Origin of the sequence: Mesorhizobium caraganae, from assembly GCF_016836705.1 — a bacterium.
Lineage (GTDB): Bacteria > Pseudomonadota > Alphaproteobacteria > Rhizobiales > Rhizobiaceae > Mesorhizobium > Mesorhizobium caraganae.
The window spans coordinates 16,522-33,891 of sequence record NZ_JAFCGY010000011.1; the positions used below are offsets into that span (position 1 = coordinate 16,522).

18 protein-coding genes and 1 tRNA gene are annotated in these 17,370 nt (G+C 62.9%); 12 read left to right on the forward strand and 7 right to left on the reverse strand.

What is annotated here, in order from left to right; translation table 11 throughout:
• Nucleotides 1-35: 35 nt before the first annotated feature.
• From JQK88_RS19280 to JQK88_RS19310, 7 genes are all read left to right on the forward strand, one after another.
• Nucleotides 36-302 (forward strand): metal-sensing transcriptional repressor, encoded by a 267-nt coding sequence (locus tag JQK88_RS19280; protein WP_203279121.1) that lies wholly within the window; start codon nt 36-38, stop codon nt 300-302.
• Nucleotides 299-1,333: a cation diffusion facilitator family transporter gene (locus tag JQK88_RS19285; protein ID WP_376740434.1), complete on the forward strand. Its 1,035-nt coding sequence runs from the start codon at nt 299-301 to the stop codon at nt 1,331-1,333. The genes JQK88_RS19280 and JQK88_RS19285 overlap by 4 nt, the downstream gene beginning before the upstream one ends.
• A gap of 39 nt (nt 1,334-1,372) precedes the next feature.
• Nucleotides 1,373-2,086: a nickel/cobalt transporter gene (locus tag JQK88_RS19290; protein WP_192258340.1), complete on the forward strand. Its 714-nt coding sequence runs from the start codon at nt 1,373-1,375 to the stop codon at nt 2,084-2,086.
• Nucleotides 2,087-2,230: 144 nt separating this feature from the next.
• Nucleotides 2,231-3,046, forward strand: a complete 816-nt coding sequence (locus JQK88_RS19295; RefSeq protein ID WP_203279122.1) for a chromate resistance protein ChrB domain-containing protein — start codon at nt 2,231-2,233, stop codon at nt 3,044-3,046.
• Nucleotides 3,043-4,434: a chromate efflux transporter gene (chrA, locus tag JQK88_RS19300; RefSeq protein WP_203279123.1), complete on the forward strand. Its 1,392-nt coding sequence runs from the start codon at nt 3,043-3,045 to the stop codon at nt 4,432-4,434. Before JQK88_RS19295 ends, chrA begins: the two co-directional genes overlap by 4 nt.
• A gap of 45 nt (nt 4,435-4,479) precedes the next feature.
• Complete coding sequence (locus JQK88_RS19305) at nt 4,480-4,770, forward strand: TOBE domain-containing protein (protein ID WP_203279124.1); 291 nt, start codon at nt 4,480-4,482, stop codon at nt 4,768-4,770.
• A 101-nt stretch (nt 4,771-4,871) separates the two neighbouring features.
• Nucleotides 4,872-5,858, forward strand: coding sequence for a methyltransferase (locus tag JQK88_RS19310; RefSeq protein WP_203279125.1), 987 nt, complete (start codon nt 4,872-4,874; stop codon nt 5,856-5,858).
• Nucleotides 5,859-5,922: 64 nt separating this feature from the next.
• Here JQK88_RS19310 and JQK88_RS19315 read toward each other — a convergent pair whose 3' ends face one another.
• A complete protein-coding gene (locus tag JQK88_RS19315) occupies nt 5,923-6,762 on the reverse strand; it encodes a class I SAM-dependent methyltransferase (RefSeq protein ID WP_203279126.1) in 840 nt (279 codons plus the stop codon).
• Between the two features lie 143 nt (nt 6,763-6,905).
• On the opposite strand from JQK88_RS19315, the gene JQK88_RS19320 reads away from it, so the two are divergent.
• Genes JQK88_RS19320 through JQK88_RS19330 form a run of 3 tightly spaced genes read left to right on the forward strand, consistent with a single transcriptional unit; the run spans nt 6,906 to nt 9,016 of the window.
• Entirely contained in the window at nt 6,906-8,159 is a 1,254-nt protein-coding gene (locus tag JQK88_RS19320) for a pilus assembly protein TadG-related protein (protein ID WP_203279127.1), read from the forward strand.
• Between the two features lie 55 nt (nt 8,160-8,214).
• A complete protein-coding gene (locus JQK88_RS19325; protein WP_312037305.1) occupies nt 8,215-8,616 on the forward strand; it encodes a TadE/TadG family type IV pilus assembly protein in 402 nt (133 codons plus the stop codon).
• 58 nt (nt 8,617-8,674) lie between these two features.
• Nucleotides 8,675-9,016, forward strand: coding sequence for a TadE/TadG family type IV pilus assembly protein (locus JQK88_RS19330; protein ID WP_246749923.1), 342 nt, complete (start codon nt 8,675-8,677; stop codon nt 9,014-9,016).
• 735 nt (nt 9,017-9,751) lie between these two features.
• On the opposite strand, the gene JQK88_RS19335 is transcribed toward JQK88_RS19330, so the two are convergent.
• Nucleotides 9,752-9,828 (reverse strand) — tRNA-Arg (locus JQK88_RS19335).
• Between the two features lie 107 nt (nt 9,829-9,935).
• Nucleotides 9,936-11,099 carry a M20 aminoacylase family protein gene (locus tag JQK88_RS19340; RefSeq protein ID WP_192258332.1) on the reverse strand — a complete coding sequence of 388 codons (1,164 nt, stop codon included), beginning with the start codon at nt 11,097-11,099 and terminating at the stop codon, nt 9,936-9,938.
• Between the two features lie 217 nt (nt 11,100-11,316).
• Here JQK88_RS19340 and JQK88_RS19345 point away from each other — a divergent pair, with 217 nt between their 5' ends.
• Both JQK88_RS19345 and JQK88_RS19350 read left to right on the forward strand, forming a co-directional pair.
• Nucleotides 11,317-12,495: a D-alanyl-D-alanine carboxypeptidase family protein gene (locus JQK88_RS19345; RefSeq protein ID WP_203279188.1), complete on the forward strand. Its 1,179-nt coding sequence runs from the start codon at nt 11,317-11,319 to the stop codon at nt 12,493-12,495.
• Nucleotides 12,496-12,499: 4 nt separating this feature from the next.
• A complete protein-coding gene (locus JQK88_RS19350; protein WP_203279129.1) occupies nt 12,500-13,627 on the forward strand; it encodes a CobW family GTP-binding protein in 1,128 nt (375 codons plus the stop codon).
• 4 nt (nt 13,628-13,631) lie between these two features.
• Here JQK88_RS19350 and JQK88_RS19355 read toward each other — a convergent pair whose 3' ends face one another.
• The 4 genes from JQK88_RS19355 to JQK88_RS19370 all read right to left on the reverse strand — a co-directional run bounded on the left by JQK88_RS19355 (nt 13,632) and on the right by JQK88_RS19370 (nt 17,358).
• Complete coding sequence (locus JQK88_RS19355) at nt 13,632-13,856, reverse strand: sulfurtransferase TusA family protein (protein WP_203279130.1); 225 nt, start codon at nt 13,854-13,856, stop codon at nt 13,632-13,634.
• A 9-nt stretch (nt 13,857-13,865) separates the two neighbouring features.
• On the reverse strand, nt 13,866-15,161 hold the full coding sequence (locus JQK88_RS19360) for a L,D-transpeptidase family protein (RefSeq protein WP_203279131.1): 1,296 nt from the start codon (nt 15,159-15,161) through the stop codon (nt 13,866-13,868).
• Between the two features lie 236 nt (nt 15,162-15,397).
• Entirely contained in the window at nt 15,398-16,348 is a 951-nt protein-coding gene (locus JQK88_RS19365) for an acetyl-CoA carboxylase carboxyltransferase subunit alpha (protein WP_192258328.1), read from the reverse strand.
• A gap of 98 nt (nt 16,349-16,446) precedes the next feature.
• Entirely contained in the window at nt 16,447-17,358 is a 912-nt protein-coding gene (locus JQK88_RS19370) for a site-specific tyrosine recombinase XerD (protein ID WP_192258327.1), read from the reverse strand.
• Between the last annotated feature and the right edge of the window lie 12 nt (nt 17,359-17,370).

The following is a 17,370-nucleotide window of genomic DNA, read 5'->3' on the forward strand; positions in this document are numbered from 1 at the left end:
TTGACTCATCCCCCCGGGGAGGATAGTCGACTGGCATGACAGACAACACGCATCGGTCGCATCCCGCTATCGTGAAGCGTCTAAAGCGCGCGCAAGGCCACCTTGCGGCAGTGCTCTCCATGTTCGAAGCTCATCGTTCCTGTGTTGACCTCGCACAGCAACTCCATGCCGTGGAAAGCGCCATAAGCAGCGCCAAGCGAGAACTGATCCACGACCATATCGAACATTGCCTGACCGACACCGCCGAGAGCGGAGCGCACGGCTCGCTGACGGAACTCAAGCAGTTGGCCAAGTATCTATGAGCGATCTCGGCAGGCGCACCCTCGACTGGTTCGGCTTCGGTTCGCATGCCGGCCACGATCACGACCACCACGGTCCGCATGGTCATACACACGGCGTCATCGATGCAACCATCGCGACGACCGATCGGGGCATCTGGGCCATAAAATGGTCTTTTGTGATCCTGGCGGTCACGGCAGCAATGCAGATGGCCGTGGTGGTTGTCTCGGGCAGTGTGGCGCTTCTTGCCGACACCATTCACAATATTGGAGACGCAACCACTGCCATCCCCTTGTGGGTCGCCTTTATGCTGGCGAGGCGCAAGCCGTCATCAACCTTCACCTATGGACTGGGTCGGGTCGAAGACCTCGCCGGTATCGTCATCGTCCTGATCATTCTGTTCAGCGCCATCGTCGCGGGGTACCAGGCTATCGAGCGCCTGATCCATCCGCAGGCAGTGACGCATCTCGGTTGGCTGACGGCAGCAGGCATCGTTGGTTTCCTCGGCAATGAGGCCGTCGCGGTCTTTCGCATCCGCATCGGCAGGGAAATCAACAGTGCGGCGCTCGTCGCTGACGGCTACCATGCCCGTACCGACGGGCTCACCAGCCTTGCCGTGGTCATTGGCGCTATCGGCGTCTGGCTCGGATTTCCGCTGGCCGACCCGATTATCGGGTTCCTCATCACGGTCGCCATTTTTGCTATCGTCTGGCAGTCGGCGCGCTCGGTGCTCACCCGTATGCTCGACGGCGTCGAGCCGGGTGTGATGGCCGAAATTCATCATGCTGGCGAGCATGTGCCAGGTGCTCACATCGTCGATGCCAAGGCCCGCTGGATTGGCCACAAGTTGCACGCCGACATCGCCATCGCTGCGGACGAAACGTTGCGGCTCGCGGAAGCAAACAAGATCACGACAGCGCTGGAGAATGAACTATTCGAACACATGCCTGCGCTCGCGACTGCCAACATCCGGTTTTCGAGCGAACATGGCGCGCACGAGCATCCACATCCTCACGACCACAATCATGGCGAACACCGCGACCACCAACACTGACGTGCGCAGAAAACCACCCGCTTCTGCCGGTCCAGGCTGATGCTCCAGACGCTTGTCGAATTCCAGCGTACCATCTACCTGGCGCTCGCCGATCAGATAAAGCTGCTCTCGGCTGGCGGTGGCTGGCTTGCGTTCCTTGCCTTTCTGCCGATGGGCGTGCTGTTTGGTGCGGCGCATGCCCTGACGCCAGGACATAGCAAGGCCGTCCTGGCCACGTATCTGGCCGGTTCGGACGCGAAGGTTTCACGCGGCCTTCTGGTGTCACTGACGCTCTCCTTCACGCATGTGACGATCGCGGTGCTAATCGCGGCATTCTCGTTACCGCTGGTGTCGATTGCATTGGGAAGCGTCGGCCGAGCGCCGCTGCTGGAAGACGTCAGCCGTGGGTTGCTTGGCCTGATCGGCGTCTGGATGTTGTGGCGCGCATTGAGCCACGGCCAGCATCACAAGCATGAGGGCGAAGCCGTTGGGGTCATGGCCGGCCTTATTCCATGCCCGCTGACCCTGTTCGTGATGACCTTCGCGATATCCAGAGGCGTTCCGCTTGCCGGGGTTCTGTTTGCGGTCACCATGATGGCCGGCGTGGCGCTGACCTTGTCCTGCGTGGCGGTGTTGTCGATCCTGTTTCGGGAACGGCTGGTGCATTTTTTCGACAGCCGGCCACGCTTGTTCGACATAGTGTCCAGAAGCATCGAAGGTTTCGCCGGCCTCATTCTTGCTGGCGTGGCGGTTTGGCAAATTTCTTCACGCTGAAGACGTTGAAACGAAGAGCCGGGTTATGGATTGACAAGCACGAAGGATCATTCCAGCATAGTGACAAGGGGTTCCCTTCGCGACGACCCCGTGAGGCGTCAGCCCAACGATCGCGTCCAAACTCTCACTCTGGAGGTGGACGCCATGCCGTCAACAACCGCAATCACCGTAGCGCAGCTCTCCCGTCTCGTCGGCCTGCCGGACGCGCCTGTCCTTGTCGATGTCCGCATCGACGAGGATTACGACGCCGACCCGCGCTTGCTTCCGGCCTCATCCCGGCGCGACTTCAAGACGGTTTCCACCTGGGCGGCCGAGTTCGCCGGATGCCACGTCGTCGTCATCTGTCAAAGGGGCCAAAAACTCTCGCAAGGCGTCGCTGCCTGGCTGCGCCATGAGGGCATCGCTGCTGAATCCCTGGAAGGCGGTTTCGAGGCCTGGCTGGCGGCCAAGGGGGTTCTGGTCCAGGCCGAGAAGATGCCGCGCCGCGAAGACAGGGGCCGCACGGTCTGGGTGACGCGGGCCCGCCCCAAGGTCGACCGCATTGCTTGCCCATGGCTGATCCGCCGCTTCGTCGACCCCTCTGCGGTGTTCCTGTTCGTCGAACCGGCCGAAGTGCTGGCTGCCGCCGACCGTTTCGCGGCGATCCCCTTCGACATCGACGATGTGTTCTGGAGCCATCGCGGCGAGCGCTGCACCTTCGACACCATGATCGAGGAATTCGGGTTGCGATCCGAAGCGCTCGACCGTCTTGCCTTGATCGTGCGTGCGGCCGACACGGCGCGCCTCGATCTTATTCCGCAGGCGGCGGGGTTCCTCGCGGCATCGCTCGGCCTGTCGCGCATGTTCCGCGACGATCTGGAACAGCTCGAGGCCGGCATGCTGCTCTATGACGCGTTTTTCAGGTGGTGCCGCGACGCCACCGACGAAACCCACAACTGGCCGAGCGGGGGCAAAACATGAGCGCCGTTGCCGCCGGCGAAAAGGCTCATGGTGTCGAGGCGCCCCCAGCGCCGACCTTCGGGCAAGCCACAAAACTGTGGGCGAAGATCGGTCTGCTCTCCTTCGGCGGGCCGGCCGGACAGATCGCGCTGATGCACAAGGAACTGGTCGAGGAGCGGCGCTGGATCGGCGAGCAGCGTTTTTTGCATGCGCTCAATTATTGCATGCTGTTGCCCGGACCCGAGGCACAGCAGCTGGCGATTTATATCGGCTGGCTGCTGCACCGGACCGCCGGCGGCCTCGTTGCCGGCATCCTGTTCGTGCTGCCCGGCGCCCTGGTCATGCTGGGTCTCAGCATCTTCTACGTGCTCTACAATGATGCCCCTGTCATCGATGCGCTGTTCTTCGGCATCAAGGCAGCGGTGCTGGCCGTCGTCGTCGAGGCGGTCATCCGCATCGGCAAACGGGCGCTCAAGAACCGGGTGATGGTGGCGATCGCGGTGATCGCCTTCCTTGCCATCTATGTCGTCAGGCTGCCGTTCCCGCTCATCATCCTGTTTGCAGGGCTGACCGGCTGGATCGGCAGTCGCCTGGCGCCCGCGCGTTTTTCCGGAGCCGCACACGGCAAGGACAATTCGCCTGATGTCAGAGGCGCGGTCGACCTGATGTTCGAGCGCGGCGAACTTACCCATACCAGGCCGACGAAATGGCACGCGCCGCGCACCATCGCGATCTGGCTGCCGATCTGGCTCGGACCGGTCGTGCTGATCCTGGCGCTGACCGGCCCTGCCAGTGTGTGGACACAGCTCGGCGGCTTCTTCAGCCTGATGGCGGTGGTCACCTTCGGCGGCGCCTATGCAGCGCTCTCTTATGTCGCACAGGCGGCCGTAACGTCATTCGGCTGGCTGGCCCCCGGCGAAATGGTCGACGGCCTTGGCCTTGCCGAGACGACGCCGGGCCCGCTGATCCTCGTGCTGCAGTTCGTCGGCTTCGTCGCCGCCTACCGGCATGCTGGTGCGCTGAGCCCGCTCGTCGCCGGATCGCTCGGCGCATTGCTGACCCTCTGGGTGACGTTCGTGCCCTGCTTCTTCTGGATCTTTCTCGGCGCGCCCTACATCGAGGCGCTGCGCGGCAACAAGGCGCTGTCGGCGGCGCTGACCGCGATCACGGCGGCTGTCGTCGGCGTGGTAATGAACCTTGCTCTGTGGTTTGCGCTGCATGTCGTTTTCGGCGTGGTGCACCGTGTCGGCCTCGGGATGGAGGTGCCGGTGCTGTCGTCGCTGGACTGGCGCGCCGCACTGCTGGCGGCAGCCGCGATGGTCGCCATGCTGAAACTGAAGATCGGCATGCTGCCGACATTAGCCGGCTCGGCACTGGCCGGACTGGCGCTGCTGGCCTTGCCTGCGTAGCGCTCGGCATCATCCTGCTCTATGCCGTCCAGCTCGCGCAGCGCGGTGGACGGTAAGAGCGCGGTGCGGGCGCGTGACAGCACGCTTTTGCCGATCGGCCCGGGGTTTAGCGCGGCGGAGGGAAAGCAGGTGCGCTACGGCTTCCGGCCGGAGCATCTCAGTCTCTCTGCCTCCGGCAAGGGGATTGTCGCAGCGATCGACGTGGTCGCGCCGACGGGTTCCGAAACCCAGGTCCATCTGACGATGGCCGGCGTGCCGGCGGTTGCCGTGTTTCGCGAAAGGATCAGCGTGCGTCCGGGCGAAACGCTTTATGTCGAACCCGAACCGCCAAGCTGAACTTGTTCGACGCGGAGAGCGGGCGAGCGCTGGTAAGCTGATTTGACGAGGTTAGCCGAGCTGTTTCAAAGTCGGTCCCGGATCGCGCAACGGGATATGACATGGTGGATTTTGATCGGATCGACAAGCTGATCGCAGGGGTGCCCCCGGCCTTGGCGCTTCGCGCCGGGCTGGATCTTGGCATCTTCACCCGGCTCGGCGGCAACGCGATGACTGCCGACAGCCTTGGGGCGGCGCTCAAGGTCGAGCCCGATCGTCTGTCGCGGCTCCTCTACGCGCTCGCCAGCATCGCTCTCCTCGAAGTCGAGGATGGTCAATTTCGCAACGGAGCCGAAGCGTCGGAATTCCTCGACGCGTCCAAGCCGACCTATCGCGGCGGCGACCATGCGCTGCTGCGCGAGCTCTGGGGAGCCGACCTTTTGACCGCCGAGTCGTTGCGACAGAACCGGCCGGCTGCGCTGCACGACTTTTCCGAAGCGGGGCCTGAGTCCGCGGCGGCCTTCAGCCGGATGCTTGCCCCGGGCGGGGTGATTTTCGGCCGACATCTGGCCCGCGCGTTGGACCTCTCGGCGATCGGTTCGGTGATCGACATTGGCGGCGGCGCCGGGACCATTCTCGTCGGACTTCGCGAGCGGTGGCCGCACATTGCGGCGACGCTGATGGAACTGCCAACGGTCGCAGCGGTCGCGCCAGCCATCCTGTCGGAATATGGTGCCGACGACGTGGTCGTAGAAGAAGGCGACATAACTGTCGCGCCATCGATCGGTCGGCACGATCTGGCGATCCTGAAGGCCGTCGTCCAGGTCCTGCCGCCGGATCAGGCGCGCAGTTCGATTCTGAACGCCGCGCGTTGCCTCACACAAGGAGGCGAGATCGCAATTGCGGGGTGGGGTGTCGTCGATGACGACCGCCTCGGCCCGCCCGAGGGTGTCTTTCTCAATCTCACGTTCCTGAACCTCTATCGCGCAGGCGAATCGTACACGGAAGGTCAGTATCGGACGTGGATGACCGAGGCTGGATTCCAGGATATCTCCAGGTCGCGCCTGGCGGACGGCTGCACGTTGTTTCGTGCGCGCCTCGCGGGCTGATCGTGACGGAATGGCTGGTTTCGGACGGAAAGTCTGTCCGAGGCGGGTCCCGTCGCCGTGGCTCTCAAAGCCAGCCCTGGATGGATTGCACAAAGGTCCTGAGGCGGCGGGAGCCGATCTTTCCCCTTACCGGGCAGCGCGGGGTATCAGCAGTCTTCTTCACGATGAGTTGTTTGGTACGCGAGATCTCTTGAAACTCTTGCGCGTAGGCGACCAGGAAGCCATCGACGGCGGACGTGGGACGCTCCCAATTTGCCTTGTCGTCCTTATAGTCGGTGTAGTCGTCCCAAATGAGCATGCCGCCAAGCTTGAGCATCCCCCATGCCAGGACGCTATCCATCATGACGCTTTCGCGCTCATGACAACCATCGATATAGACCAGGTCAAATTCCGCCCCTGCCTGGCGCAGCCTGATCAGCGCCGGCAGCGAGAAGTCGCGAATCTTCGTCACCCGATCGGCGTAGCGCTTCAAATTCCTGTCGAACCGTTTTCCCCGTTTGTGGAAGGGATCGACGCAGGTGATGACGGCCTTTCGCAAATAGCTGGCAAAGAAGAGCGCGGAGCGACCTTCCATGGAGCCAATTTCCAGAATCGAAAGCGGCGTGTCCCTTAGCGGTTCAAGAATGGGCATCCACGTCGACAGCTTGTTCGTCACGTAGTCGCGCTCGGCAAACGAAGCTGAAGCGTTGATGCTTTGCCAATCAAAATCCATTCCTGTCAGGCGCCCCTTCAGTGTACCCGTGATTGTCGTTCCGGCCTCGCCGCACATTTGAACAATTTTGCGTCTTGAAACCATCCCCCCTGTCTTCCTCGATAGCTTCGTCTCAGACAGGTAAAATGTCATTTCGGCAACAAAGTTCGCGATAGCGGCATATGACCTCTCCATGAAAACGATGTTTCGCATTCATCGTTTCTGGGGCGATACCTCCGACGTCAAGCGGCGGCATGAGGCGCGATCGCGGCAATTGCGCCCAGCCCGTCGGACTACGTCGAATCGGAATGGAGTTTTTAGACATTCGTTTATCTATTCGTGGTTTCTAATAATGCATGGCATTCAATGCGTTCACCTGGATGTGGTTTGTTGTCGGCCGCCTAAAACGCGCCGCGAACGGTAACGTTGCCGTCACCTTTGCCTTCACCTTGCCGGTCGTTGTCGGTGGCGCGGGACTTGGTGTCGAGACCTCCCTCTGGTACTACAACAGTCTGAAGCTGCAGGCGGTGGCCGATGCCGCGGCCTATGCCGGCGCGCTCGAGAAGGTCGCGGGTTCCGACAACCCGACCATCATCGCCGCCGCGACGCAGTCGGCGACCTCGAACAATTTTGCCACGCCGGGCACGATCGAGGTCAACACGCCGCCATTGTCCGGCCCGAACACCGCGAAGAAGGCGGTGGAGGTCATCGTCAAGCAGAACCTCGATCGCTACTTCACGGCGATTTTCAACCAGGCGCCCGTTGCCGAACAGGCAAGGGCGGTGGCGCTGATCACCGACGCCTCCAAGGCCTGCGTGCTGGCGCTCAGTCCGTCGGCCCCCCAAGCTGCGCTCTTTTCCGGCAACACCACCGTCAACCTCACCGGCTGCTCGGTCATGTCGGACTCGATTGCCTCGGACGCGATAAAGACGCAGGGCTCGGCGGTGCTCAAGGCCGACTGCCTGATCACGGTCGGCGGCATGGTGCTGAACAATCCAGCGACCACGGTCTGCAAGTCCAACATCACCCAGGCCCTGCCCGCATCCGATCCCTACTCCAGCCTGCCGACGCCCGCGGCCACGAACCCGTGCAGGAACGTCAACGGCAACAAAACGTCGCAAACGCTCCAGGCCGGCACCTATTGCAGCGGCATGGATCTGAAGGGCAATGTCGCGCTTACTTCCGGCACCTATGTCGTGCAGGGCGGTTTCAAGATCAACGCCAACGCGGTCGTCACCTGCGCCGCGCCCTGCACCGGGGTGACCATCTTCATGGCCGGCAGCAACACCGTCAGCATGAACGGCAACGCCAAGGTGACGCTGAGCGCACCGACATCCGGAGCCTATTCCGGCGTGCTGTTCTACGGCGACAGGACGGGGACTGCGGCGCAGAGCACCTTCAATGGCACCGCGGACTCGCTTTTGACCGGCGCCATCTATTTCCCCAGGCAGCAGGTCAACTACCTCGGCAACTTCTCCGGGAACGGCGGCTGCACTCAGGTCGTCGCCAACACCATCCAGTGGTCCGGCAGTACGACCATCAAGCAGGACTGCACCAGCCTCGGAATGAAGAACATTCCGGCGACGCAGTCCGTTCAGCTCGTCGAGTAGCGGGATGGGCAGGCGGGCCTTGCGCATTGTCCGGGACAAATCCGGGATAGCTGCCGTGGAATTTGCCATGGTGCTGCCCGTCCTGCTGCTCGTATGTTTCGGCATCGCCGACGGCTGGTCCTACGTGACGAGCTACCTGCAGATGCGCGCCAGCGTCAAAACCGCGGCCAATCTGGTGATGGCCGGGGCGGGCAGTGACGCGGCCAAAGACACGGGAACGCAGGCGGTTGCGCTTTCGAGCTGGAACAACAAGCCCGATGACGCCGCGGTCGTGCTGGTCCGCTCCTATTTGTGCGGCACCACGGTCGTGGATGAGACCACCGTCTGCGGCGGAACGAAGCTGCCGACCATCTTCGTCCAGATAACTGCGACAGGCACCTGGGTGCCCCCGTTCAACTTCGGCGTCTTCCCGGACCCGCGCGCGATCAGTCATCAACAGGTGATCCGTGTCCGCTGAAAGGATCGGGTCCAGATGGCGCCGTGACTGTTCCGGCGGAGCAGGGCTGGAATTCGCCTTGATCGCGCCGATCCTGGTGATGCTTTTGTTCGGAATCTTCGCCTTCGGCTGGGCCATGAACGCTGTGTCGACCGTCCGCTATACGCTGGAGACCTCTTCTCGGGCGCTGCAACTGAACAACACGCTTTCGGAGAGCGACATCCAGGCCATCGCTACGGAGAAATTGGCGAACCTGGGTCTGCAGAACGTCGTTGTGACGATCGCGATCGACCCTGCCAGCGGCGGCTTCAAGATGGCGCATCTGACCGCCAGCTATGCCTTCGTCATCGCCTTCCCGTATTTCGACCAGTATCCGATAAATTACGCTACGACCGTCACCGTTCCGCTGGTTGCCAGCTAGGCTACGGCCGGCTTTCGTTGAGTTGGCGGCGCCCAACTCAGACCGTAACGGAACCACCGGGAGCCATAGCCGCCCCATCCGAGTTTGTACTTGCAAGGCGGTCGATTCCCTTCGTGGATGTAGCCGCTTAAAAGCCCGCTGCTGAAACCTCGGTGGTGGGCTTTTCTCTATCGGACTAAAGTCTTGCTGCTTGCTTTCGAAGGTCTGATGTAACCGCTTTGGTTCTGTTCCTGTCCATTTGATGTTCCGAACTTTTTAGTGAATCCTCATACATTTTCGTCGGTCTGGATAATGCTACCCAGCCTTAGGTCCAAGTGGCCCGAAGTCTCTGGGAGATGCTTCGCAACTTTCCGCACGTCGAACCGTACAGGTTGGAGGTCGCTCCGTTGTAGCCTCATGCCGGGGTGGCTGGCTCGCTGGGAATTCGGGGTGGGGTGTTCTCGGTGAGCCTGCAGGGACAGAACCCACGGAAGACCGGGGACTTCAGTCTTAGTTGAGCAATGGCTGACGTGCCAATAAGTTGGGCGTTGCGGCCCGAACCCCGTCCTCTAAACCATCCGCAAATGGCCCGACGCGCGTCCAGGTTCTGTCGACCTGCGTCGAGCGCGTCGGGCTGTTTCCTTCGCGACGATGCAGGTCTATCAGGTGAGATCCAAGGAGATCACGCCGACATCGAAGAAGCGTTTGCAGATACGCCAGCGCGGGTCACCGAACATTAAGCAAGCGTGATTTCGTTGGTGATCCCGACAGGAATCGAACCTGTGACCTACAGATTAGGAATCTGCCGCTCTATCCTACTGAGCTACGGGACCACGCGGCCAGACACATAGCCGCTTCGGATCGTTTCGCCAAGAGGCTCGCCGAAGGCAAATCAAGAGGCCGGCCGAAGGCAAATCGGCCGGCCTTTCGGCGGCATAGGTCAGGCGGCGAGCGCCGTTTCGGCCAGTTTCACCCAGTAGCTCATGCCGTGCGGGATGACTTCGTCGTTGAAGTCGTAGGCCGGGTGGTGGAGGCCGGCGGTCTCGCCATTGCCGATGAAGATGAAGGCGCCGGGCCGGGCTTCCAGCATGTAGGAGAAATCCTCGCCGCCCATCACCGGCTGGATGGCGCGGTGGACCTGGGTGTCGCCGGCCACACTTGCCGCGACATCGCTGGCAAAGACGGTTTCTTCCGGATTGTTGAAGGTGACGGGGTAGTTGGCGTCATAGTCGACAGTGATCGTCGCGCCGAAGGCGGTGGCGATGCCGTCGCAAATGGCGCGGATGCGCTCCTCCGACTTCTTGGCGATCTCCTTTTTCAGCGTGCGCACCGTGCCGGCGATCTCGGCGGTCTCGGGAATGACGTTGTAGGCGTCGCCGGCGTGGAATTTGGTCACCGACACCACCACCGCCTCGACCGGATCGGTGCTGCGCGAGGCAACCGTCTGCAAGGCGCCGACGAGTTGGCTGGCGATGACGATCGGGTCGATCGTGCCGTGCGGCATAGCCGCATGGCCGCCGCGGCCCTTGACGGTGATGGTGAACTCGGCCGTCGCCGCCATGATCGGGCCCGGCCGGATGGCGAACTGGCCGACCGGCAGGCCCGGCATGTTGTGCATGCCGAACACCCTGGAGATGTCGAAGCGGTCCATCATGCCGTCCTTGACCATCTCGTTGCCGCCGCCGCCGCCTTCTTCGGCCGGCTGGAAGATGACCGCCACCGAGCCGGCGAAATTGCGCGTTTCGGTCAGATATTTGGCGGCGCCCAAAAGCATTGCGGTGTGGCCGTCATGGCCGCAGGCGTGCATCTTGCCGGGGACGGTCGAGGCATAGGGCTTGCCGGTGATCTCGTTGATCGGCAGCGCGTCCATGTCGGCGCGCAAGCCAATGGTCGCGCCTTCGCCCTTGCGGCCATGGATGATGCCGACGACGCCGGTCTTGCCGAGGCCTGTCACCACGTCGTCGCAGCCGAACTCCTTCAGCTTCTCGGTGACGAAGGCGGCGGTCTTGAAGACATCGAAATTCAGTTCTGGCGTCTGGTGCAGATGACGTCGCCAGCCGGCAACTTCATCCTGCATCTCGGCGGCGCGGTTGAGAATCGGCATAATGGTTCCATCTCGCTGTTGGAGCAGACGGTCTGGCCTGCTGCTTTGCAATTGTGATTGCCAGGCACTTTGCCATCTTGGCGTCACATAGGGTAAATAGCACCGCAAACAACGTGATCCGGAAATTGAGGGCCGGATCTCATCATGCTGGCCATCGCGTAACGAAATCTTACGGAGCCAGGGGCGACTACGGCAAGAGGCGATTTCGGATTCCATGATGCGGCACAGCCATATCCTCAAATTACTGCTAACGGGCGCCTTGGCGCTGCCGATGCTGGCTGGGCCGGCTTCGGCCAATCCGATTGTCCTGTTCGACCTGAACAGCGGCAAGGTGCTGCAGCATCAAGACGCCTTCAGTCGGTGGTATCCGGCTTCGCTGAGCAAGCTGATGACCGCCTATGTCACCTTCCGGGCGATTGCGGCCGGCGAGGTCCAGCTCGATTCACCAATCAAGGTGACCAAGCATTCGGCCGGCGAACCGCCGAGCAAGATGGGCTTCAAGCCTGGTTCGGTGATGCGGCTCGACAATGCGCTGAAGATGATGCTGGTCAAATCGGCCAATGACATCGCCATGGCCGTCGGCGAAAACATAGGCGGCTCGCAGGCCGGCTTCGCCATCCGCATGAACGCTGAAGCCGCGCGACTCGGCATGACCGGGACGCATTTCGTCAACCCGAACGGGTTGTTTTCGCCGGACCAGTATACGACGGCGCGTGACCTTGCCTTGCTGGTGATAGCGATCCGCAAGGAATTTCCGCAATACGCGCCCTGGTTTTCGATCGAAGGCCTTGCCGTCGGCAAGAAGGCGATCCCCAACTACAATCTCCTGATCGGCCGCTATCCCGGCGCCGACGGCATGAAAACCGGCTTCGTCTGTCCCTCGGGCTTCAACATGATCGGCTCTGCGACGCGCAATGGCCGCACGCTGGTCGCCGTCGTGCTTGGCGAAAAATCGGCGGTCAGCCGCGCCGAGACCACCGCCAGGCTGCTCGACCAGGGCTTTGCCATGTCGGACCCGAACTGGCTCACGGTCGCGGCCATGCCTTCCTATGGCGACACCATGTCACCCAACGATATGCATGACGAGATCTGCAGGAAGAAGGCGCCGCAAGAACAGTCCGAGGCAGCGCCGCCGGTCGTCGCAAAGGGCGCCGACGTGCCGAAATCACCCTATCAGAAAAAGCTGGACCACGTGCCGACGCTGGTTGCTGTCGGCCTTGGCGGCGCCACCGGGCCGGCGCCGAAGGCGATGCTCGACCAGGGCGGCCAGGACTATGCCGACGTACCGTTGCCGAGCTGGCGGCCCGACGTCCCGGCGCCAAAGGGCTCGGAACCGGCCGTGGTTGGCTCCGCAACCGCCGTGCAGGGCGACCAGCCGGTCAAGGTCGCGAACTAGGGAGATGGCGGGCTTTCCGATACCCGTCACGGTGCTCACCGGCTTCCTCGGCGCCGGCAAGACGACATTGCTCAACCGGCTGCTCAAAGACCCGGCGCTCGTCGATACCGCCGTCATCATCAACGAATTCGGCGAGGTGGCGATCGACCATCTCTTGGTCGAGCAGGCCTCGGACGGCATCATCCAGCTATCCGATGGCTGCCTGTGCTGCACGGTGCGTGGCGAACTGGTCGACACGCTGGCCGACCTCGTCGACCGGCTGCAGACCGGCCGCATCGCAAAGCTAGCCCGTGTCGTCGTCGAGACCACCGGGCTCGCCGATCCGGCGCCGGTGCTGCAGTCGATCATGGCGCATCCGGCCCTTGTCCAGGCGTTCAGGCTCGATGGCGTCATCACGCTGGTCGACGCGGTCAACGGCAATGCCACGCTCGATGGTCATGTCGAGGCGGTCAAACAGGTGGCGGTGGCCGACCGTATCGTGCTGACCAAGGTCGATCTGGCCGGCGACACTGGCGATCTCGAAGCTTTGCGGGCGCGGCTCCGTCAGGTCAATCCGGGTGCCAAAGTGCTGGAGGCCGGTGACAGCCAAACCGGCGTCGCGGCGCTGTTCGATTGCGGCCTCTACAATCCGGCGACAAAATCCGCCGATGTCCAGCGTTGGCTCGGCGAACAAGCCGCGCATGAACATCATCATGATCATGGCGGTCACCATCACCATGGGCACGGCGATCATGATCACGCCGAGCACCGCCACGATTCCCGTGTGCGTTCTTATTCGCTGGTCCATGACGGGCCGGTGCCGTTTTCGGCGATCGAGATGTTCCTCGACCTGTTGCGCTCGGCGCATGGCGATAAGCTGTTGCGCATGAAGGGCGTCATCGAGCTGGCGGAAGATCCGTCACGGCCGCTGGTCGTCCACGGCGTGCAGAGGATCCTGCATCCGCCGGCGCGGCTGCCGTCCTGGCCGGACGGCCAGCGCGGCACCAGGCTGGTGCTGATCACGCTCGACATGCCGGAGGACTATGTGCGCCGGCTGTTTGCCGCCTTCACCAACCGTCCGTCAATCGACACTCCGGATCGTGCGGCGCTGGAGAGCAATCCGCTGGCGATTGCCGGGGGCCAGAGCCGTTAAAGCGCTACGTGCCGCGCTCGACCAGAAAACGATGACCGCCGGATACCGCTGCGGTTTCAATCAGTTGATGGCCGGCGTCGGCGCAAAAGGCGGGAATGTCGATGACGGCCAGCGGATCGGTGGTCTCCAGCCACAGCCGGCTGCCTGGCTGCATCGCCGAGAGGCGCTTTTTTGCCTTGAGAACGGGCAAGGGGCAGTTCAGCCCCTTGAGATCATAGATCGCGGCCAAGGTGAAACCTCAGCCGCCGAACATGCCGAGCAACTTGTTCTTGATCTTTGACAGCCGGCTTTCGTCGGCCTGCGGCTCGGCCGGGGCTGCCTCAACGCTAGCGGTGGCGACCGGCTGCTGGGCGGCCTGCTTGGCTGCTTCCTTTTCGGCCAGCGCCTGGGCCTTGGCCGCTTCCTTTTCAGCCAATGCCTGGGCCTTGGCGGCTTTCGCGGCCTCGATGGCCGCAACCCGCTGTTCCTCGGCCTTGCGCTTGGCTTCTTTCTCGGCGTCGAGCGCGGCCATCTTGCGGCCGGCCGGCGAATCGATGCGGCCCATGCGCGCCGTCTCGGTCACCGTGCCGTCGGGATTGAGCGACGGCGGATCGATCGGCACGCGCTCGCCGCGGGCGCGCCGCTTCGACCAGTCGGAAACGATGCTGGCTTCCTTGATGCCGGCAATGGTCGGCTTGGGCGCCGGCACGCTGGCCTTGACCGCGCCGGTGAAAGCCGCGTCATAGCTGCTCTGATAGGCATTGTAGGCGCTCTTCAGCGAATCCGGCTGCGTGGTGGCGGGGCAGGGGCCGGTCGGATCGAAGGTGGTGCCTTCGGGCGCCACCTGGTTGAAGACATAGCGCTTCTCGCAGACATCGACCTTCGGCGGCACCTTGGTGATCTCGAAATTGTCGTAGCCGACCTTCAGCATCTTCCAGAACTCGTAGTTCGGGTCGTTGCGATAGCGCGCCATGTTGGCGGCGGTCATGCGGAACGGAAAGGCCTGGATCTGGAACTCGGTCTGGCCGCCCTGGAAGGCGTCGCGGCCGAAGGCGTAGATCTGCTCGATCTGCGGATCGGTCATCGAATAGCAGCCCGATGACGAGCAGGCGCCGTGCACCATCAGATTGGCGCCGGTGCGGCCATTGGCACGGTCATAGGCGTTGGGATAGCCGATGTTGAAGGACAGGTGATAGTTCGAGCGCGGATTCATCTGCGACGGGCGAACCGTGTAGAAGCCTTCCGGCGCCTGACGGTCGCCCTCGGTGTATTTCGGGCCGAGCTTGCCCGACCATTTGCAGATGTCGTAGCTGGCGACCATCTCGTAGCGGCCGGTGGTCTTGGCCTTCCAGATCTCGAGTTTGCCTTCTTCCTTGAAGATGCGGGCCATCACCGACGAGGTGCGGACCATGCCCTTGGCCTTCATGTCGGCGAGGATCTTGTCCGGCAGCGGCTTGTTGGCCTCCGGAGCGAAATCCTTCATCGAGGAATCGTTGCAGCCGGCAACGCCAAGGGCGGCGATCAGGATTCCGGTGCGGGCAAGCTTGGCAAACATGGTTACGGCTATGTCTTTTTCCCGGGGCGTGGGCTTCGCAGCCGCAGGCCAACACACTAAACCTTCACGGACCCTAAGCCCGTTAACCTTGAAAATTCCTTACCGCAAGCTCCGGACGGCTGCCCCCACGGCAATTCGCTCGATGTCACGGACTTTTCATTGAACCGAATGCGGCGGCAATTTTGTGGCGAAATTGCTCACTGACGCCACATTGCGGCGCCCGGCCGGCCTTGAAATCAGAGGCTGCGGCCCATCGCCAGGTATTTTTCCCGGCGCTGCTCGCGAAAATCGGTGTTGGCGCCGGCAAAATCCTTCATCGTCTTGGCGATGAGGTCGCCGGTGGCGGCGATCACCGTTTCGGGCGCGCGCTGGGCGCCGCCGAGCGGCTCGGGAATGATGGCGTCGATGATCTTCATTTCCAGAAGATCCTGCGCGGTGATCTTCATGTTGGTCGCCGCATCCTTCGAACGCGTGGTGTCGCGCCACAGGATCGAGGCGGCGCCCTCCGGCGAGATCACCGAATAGATGGCGTGTTCCAGCATGTAGACGCGGTTGGCGGTGGCAATGGCAATGGCGCCGCCCGAGCCGCCTTCGCCGATGACGACCGAGATCGACGGCACTTTGAGGCCGAGGCAGGCCGAGGTCGAACGGGCGATGGCTTCGGCCTGGCCGCGTTCCTCGGCGCCGACACCGGGATAGGCGCCGGCGGTGTCGACCAGCGTCAGAAGCGGGATCTTGAAGCGATCGGCAAGCTCCATCAGCCGCACCGCCTTGCGGTAGCCTTCAGGGCGGACCGAACCGAAATTGTGCTTGAGCCGGCTCGCCGTGTCCGAGCCTTTTTCCTGGCCGATGACGGCCACCGGTTCGCCGCGGAAGCGGGCGAAGCCGCCGATGATCGCTTGGTCCTCGCCGAAATTGCGGTCGCCGGCGAGCGGCGTGAAATCGCTGAACAGGCCCTTGATGTAGTCGACGCAATGCGGCCTGTCGGTGTGGCGCGCCACCTGCACCTTCTGCCACGGCGTCAGCGCCTTGTAGATATCGCGCAGCGCGTCGCGCACGCGCTTCTCGAGCCGGCTGATTTCGTCGCCGACATCGACCGCCTCGCCATTCTCGGCAAGCTTCTTCAGCTCGAGGATCTTGAGTTCAAGGTCCTGCACCGGCTTTTCGAAATCGAGGTAATTGTACATTCTTGAGCGGACCGATGCGTCGGAAGGCAAAGACTGACGGAACCCTGAAAAGCGGGGCGCCGCGCGGTGGAACGTGCCCTCACATAGCGATATGAGGCCTAGTCGGCAAGCGGATGATGATCGTTGACCAGCCGCACCAGCCGCTCTTCCAGCACATGGGTGTAAATCTGCGTGGTCGAGATATCGGCGTGGCCGAGCAACTGCTGCACCGCCCTGAGATCGGCGCCGTTTTGCAGGAGGTGGCTGGCAAAAGCATGACGCAGCACATGCGGCGATATTTTCGCCGCCGCTATGCCGGCCCGCGCGGCAAGGCCCTTGAGGTCGCGGGCAAAGACCTGCCGGGAGAGATAGCCGCTGTCGCCGGCGGCCGGAAACAGGAACGGGCTGTCGGCGAAAGCCGGCACCGTGGCCCGGGCCGTGAGCCATGCCCGCATCGCCGTGCGCGCCTTGGCCGACAGCGGCACCATGCGCTCCTTGTCGCCCTTGCCACGCACCATGAAGAAGCGGTCGTCGCGCTGGGCGACGGTCACCGGCAGGCCGACCAGTTCGGAGACGCGCAGGCCGGTGGCATAGAGCACCTCCACCAGCGCGTGGAGGCGCAGCGCCGCCAGCCGGTCGCCATTGACGCCATCACCTGCTTCCAGGGCCGCGCGGTCGAGCAGCCTGCCGGTATCGGCCTCGCTCATCGTCTTGGGCAGCGGCCGGCCCTTTTTCGGACTGTCCAGCGTGCCGGTCGGGTCGTCGCCGCGCAGGCCCTCGGCGTAGAGAAACTTGAAGAACTGGCGGATCGCCGACAGTTTGCGCGCCTGCGACGTCGGCGCAAAGCCACGCGCGGCGATGTCGTCGAGATAGGCGCGTATGTCGGCCGCGGTGGCGGCGGCAAGCCCGCCGCCAATCTGCTGCGAGGCGTCTTCGAGATCGCGACGATAGGAGGACAGCGTGTTTTCGGCGGCACCGCGTTCGGCGCTCATCATTTCGAGAAAGGCTTCGATGCGAGCCGCGCTGTTCATGTCCCTGCGGTC

What these genes read in the sequence shown, in the direction of transcription:
- JQK88_RS19285 (WP_376740434.1), top strand. Translation starts at nt 299, where the DNA reads ATGAGCGATCTCGGCAGGCGCACCCTCGACTGGTTCGGCTTCGGTTCG.
- JQK88_RS19310 (WP_203279125.1), top strand. Translation starts at nt 4,872, where the DNA reads ATGGTGGATTTTGATCGGATCGACAAGCTGATCGCAGGGGTGCCCCCG.
- JQK88_RS19295 (WP_203279122.1), top strand. Translation starts at nt 2,231, where the DNA reads ATGCCGTCAACAACCGCAATCACCGTAGCGCAGCTCTCCCGTCTCGTC.
- JQK88_RS19290 (WP_192258340.1), top strand. Translation starts at nt 1,373, where the DNA reads ATGCTCCAGACGCTTGTCGAATTCCAGCGTACCATCTACCTGGCGCTC.
- JQK88_RS19315 (WP_203279126.1), bottom strand. Translation starts at nt 6,762, where the DNA reads ATGCGAAACATCGTTTTCATGGAGAGGTCATATGCCGCTATCGCGAAC.
- JQK88_RS19280 (WP_203279121.1), top strand. Translation starts at nt 36, where the DNA reads ATGACAGACAACACGCATCGGTCGCATCCCGCTATCGTGAAGCGTCTA.
- JQK88_RS19370 (WP_192258327.1), bottom strand. Translation starts at nt 17,358, where the DNA reads ATGAACAGCGCGGCTCGCATCGAAGCCTTTCTCGAAATGATGAGCGCC.
- JQK88_RS19345 (WP_203279188.1), top strand. Translation starts at nt 11,317, where the DNA reads ATGCGGCACAGCCATATCCTCAAATTACTGCTAACGGGCGCCTTGGCG.
- JQK88_RS19350 (WP_203279129.1), top strand. Translation starts at nt 12,500, where the DNA reads ATGGCGGGCTTTCCGATACCCGTCACGGTGCTCACCGGCTTCCTCGGC.
- JQK88_RS19320 (WP_203279127.1), top strand. Translation starts at nt 6,906, where the DNA reads ATGGCATTCAATGCGTTCACCTGGATGTGGTTTGTTGTCGGCCGCCTA.
- chrA (WP_203279123.1), top strand. Translation starts at nt 3,043, where the DNA reads ATGAGCGCCGTTGCCGCCGGCGAAAAGGCTCATGGTGTCGAGGCGCCC.
- JQK88_RS19365 (WP_192258328.1), bottom strand. Translation starts at nt 16,348, where the DNA reads ATGTACAATTACCTCGATTTCGAAAAGCCGGTGCAGGACCTTGAACTC.
- JQK88_RS19360 (WP_203279131.1), bottom strand. Translation starts at nt 15,161, where the DNA reads ATGTTTGCCAAGCTTGCCCGCACCGGAATCCTGATCGCCGCCCTTGGC.
- JQK88_RS19340 (WP_192258332.1), bottom strand. Translation starts at nt 11,099, where the DNA reads ATGCCGATTCTCAACCGCGCCGCCGAGATGCAGGATGAAGTTGCCGGC.